This is a genomic window from Candidatus Rhabdochlamydia sp. W815 (genome assembly GCF_018642185.1).
GTDB classification, from domain to species: domain Bacteria; phylum Chlamydiota; class Chlamydiia; order Chlamydiales; family Rhabdochlamydiaceae; genus Rhabdochlamydia; species Rhabdochlamydia oedothoracis.
In genome coordinates, this window is sequence record NZ_JAAVTY010000146.1 from 1 (window position 1) to 2,890 (window position 2,890).

General features: G+C 34.8%; 3 protein-coding genes and 1 tRNA gene. 2 read left to right on the top strand and 2 right to left on the bottom strand.

All coding sequences use genetic code 11. The features are described from left to right. Window positions 1-140 precede the first annotated feature (140 nt). On the top strand, window positions 141-269 hold the full coding sequence (locus tag RHOW815_RS08895) for a hypothetical protein (RefSeq protein ID WP_256439939.1): 129 nt from the start codon (window positions 141-143) through the stop codon (window positions 267-269). Window positions 270-1,046: 777 nt separating this feature from the next. Here RHOW815_RS08895 and RHOW815_RS07605 read toward each other — a convergent pair. Beyond that, window positions 1,047-1,121: transfer RNA gene (locus RHOW815_RS07605), tRNA-Pro, on the bottom strand. An 8-nt stretch (window positions 1,122-1,129) separates the two neighbouring features. Then, window positions 1,130-1,384 carry a hypothetical protein gene (locus RHOW815_RS07610; RefSeq protein ID WP_194845843.1) on the bottom strand — a complete coding sequence of 85 codons (255 nt, stop codon included), beginning with the start codon at window positions 1,382-1,384 and terminating at the stop codon, window positions 1,130-1,132. A gap of 137 nt (window positions 1,385-1,521) precedes the next feature. Here RHOW815_RS07610 and RHOW815_RS07615 point away from each other — a divergent pair, with 137 nt between their 5' ends. Further along, entirely contained in the window at window positions 1,522-2,808 is a 1,287-nt protein-coding gene (locus tag RHOW815_RS07615) for an MFS transporter (RefSeq protein WP_215217714.1), read from the top strand. The last annotated feature ends 82 nt before the right edge of the window (window positions 2,809-2,890 follow it).

The following is a 2,890-nucleotide window of genomic DNA, read 5'->3' on the forward strand; positions in this document are numbered from 1 at the left end:
TATCGAAAAATATTGGGCCAATATGAAAACGAAAATCCGAGAACTTTTACCTACTGTAGCTAATTTATCCGAAGCCTTAGATCAAGCTGTTTTATCAATGTCGATTTAAATAACTATACAATCGATATTACGAAACGTCGGTGACTTTTTTTCAGGCAATTAGAGGATTCTTCTTAGAAGAGATACCGAAACTAACAGATGTTTTGCAATGTAGGATTAACGACAAGTTTCAAGTCGTTGACTTGAACCCCATTAAGCTAGCCGTTTGAATCGGCACTACTATATACTAGTTTAATTTCAAATTAAGGATTACATCTTGGTATTTTGAAAAAAATCTCTTTACCTTCATAGAAGGTATTGTTCTTTGCTTAAAGATTTTTATATAGTTCAAATTCTTAATTTGAAGCCAAACTAGTATACTCGTTTACATTCAAATTAAGAGTTTGAATGTATAAATATTTTTATATAAAAAGATAACATCTCCTTGCAAGATAGCGCAGTTTTTTCAAAAAAACCTAGTTATGCAATTCTTAATTTGAAATCAAACTAGTATAACCCCTTATTTTAAAGCTTTGATTTATAGATTCCTTTCTTAACAAAAGCATTTCCAGCTATATCGCTCAAACAATCATATCTCATGGATTAAAATACTTTAAAATTTTAGATTGCTTATTGGTTATGCAAGAGATCTAATGAAGTTGCAACGGCTAAAAAAAAATTTACATAAATGACTAAACCGGATTTACACAGAAAAATTGACATACCCTATTTTCGATGATCGCTTTCATATACTACTCGAGAAGTTATTACTAATCTCAAAAAGACTGAAACGTAATCCAAATCTTTTTCTCCTATATCGATCGCCTGTAATAACAACGTTTTGAGTGCCTTGGTAGAGAAGGCAAGTACAAGCATCGGCTTTTAGTGAAAAGATCATAAAAAGCAGAGTTACGTTTTAAAGGGTTTTTTTAAGATCATGACTTTTTCTTTAAGGGTGACCATTAAAAAAAACAATAAAATAGTTTCTATTAAAAAGCAGGAAAAAATCTGGATGAGAGGATTCGAACCTCCGACCCCTAGCACCCCATGCTAGTGCGCTAGCCAAGCTGCGCCACACCCAGATAAAGATTTAAATAGAAGTGAGTCCTTCAAATTGAAATTCCGCCCGCTTAAATTCTTTGACGCCAATTCTAGCGCATTCTTCGATGATTTTTTCTAAAACATCGCCAGCATGCACTTCTGCTGCGGATATATCCACAGAAATAGAAGCAGAAAAATTCACTCCTGATCTTACACCCGTTACTTTGAAATTTGCGTAAATAGCTTCTTTTTTCTTAGAAATATTTTTAAAACGCACAAGGTTGTTTTCTGCTAGATCTTTCATTTTAAATACCGCGTGTTCTTGAACATAAAGCCATAGATCCTAAGTCTTAGATTGTCCTTTTGTCAATCAAAAACACTGGACCAATCAGATCAAAAAATGCTATTTTCAATCACAAGAGTAATAAATTAAGTAACAAAATGGCAAAAATGACCCATGAAAAATTAACATACCCGATCCGCGCTTGGACTATTTGGCTTCTTAGCGCAATTTTTATGTTTTACAAATATGCTATTGAAGTATCTCCAAGTGTGATGACAGGAACTCTAATGAAGGCTTTTGACATTAGTGGTGTAGAACTGGGGAATTTAGCAGCGAGTTATTTCTATGCTTATTTACTTTTACAAATTCCAGCGGGTTTGCTTTTAGATAAATTCGGACCTAGAAAAACTACAACAATTGCCATTTTTTTATGTGCGGTAGGAAATCTTATTTTTGCTAGAGCAGATTCTTTGATTTGGGCAGGAACAGGGCGTTTTCTAACTGGTATTGGCGCAGCTTTTGCTGTTGTTAACTGCTTAAAACTGATTGCAAACTGGTTTCCTTTTAGACAGTTTGCTTTTATGGCAGGCCTCATGATGACTGTAGCGATGTTAGGAGCTGTAGGAGGACAGGCCCCTTTAGCCGTTTTTATTCAAAAAGTAGAATGGCGTTATGCTATAGAATTAATTGGAATAGCAGGCCTTATTTTAGCCGTTGTTTTTTGGATTGTTGTACAGGATAAAGCACCCGATCATAAAAGAGAAAAACATATCGTCCCCTCTAGACCTTCTTTTTTTGATAACATCAAACAGATTTTTCAAAATCCTCAATCTTGGTGGCTCTCTATCTACAGCGGCTTTGCTTTTGCTCCTGTAATGGTATTTGGAGGGTTATGGGGTGTTTCTTTTATCATGGAAGCGTTTGAGCTAACACATCAAAGTTCGGCACAAATGGTATCGCTGATTTTTATTGGTTTTTCTATTGGAGCTCCTTTTTTTGGATGGTTTTCCGATTGGCTTGGTCGTAGACGCATTGTTATGCTATGGGGAACTGCGTTGGCGCTTATTGCAATATCTACAGTGATTTATGTTTCTGGTTCTTCTGTATGTCTACTTGGTTTTTTATTGTTTGTTTTTGGTTTTTCCATCAGCAGTTTCTTGCTTTGTTTTACCATGATTCGAGAAGTTAATTTACCCATTCTTGCTGCAACAGCCATCGGATTTATGAACGCTTTTGATGCGCTTCTTGGAGCTCTTTCCGATCCATTAACCGGTAAGTTTCTCGATTTGCACTGGGATGGAAAATTAGTGGAAGGAGCAAGGGTTTTTTCGATAGATGCTTATCAAACAGTTTTTTTAACCCTTCCTATTTATTTGCTGATTTCACTTTTTACCCTTTTGAAGATTAAAGAAACACATTGCAAACCCTCATATATAGTTATTTAAAATATTATTGATAAAGTTGTATATTTTTCTCCAACAAAATATATGGAGGTAGAGAAATGCCTAAACCTTATTCAATGGATCT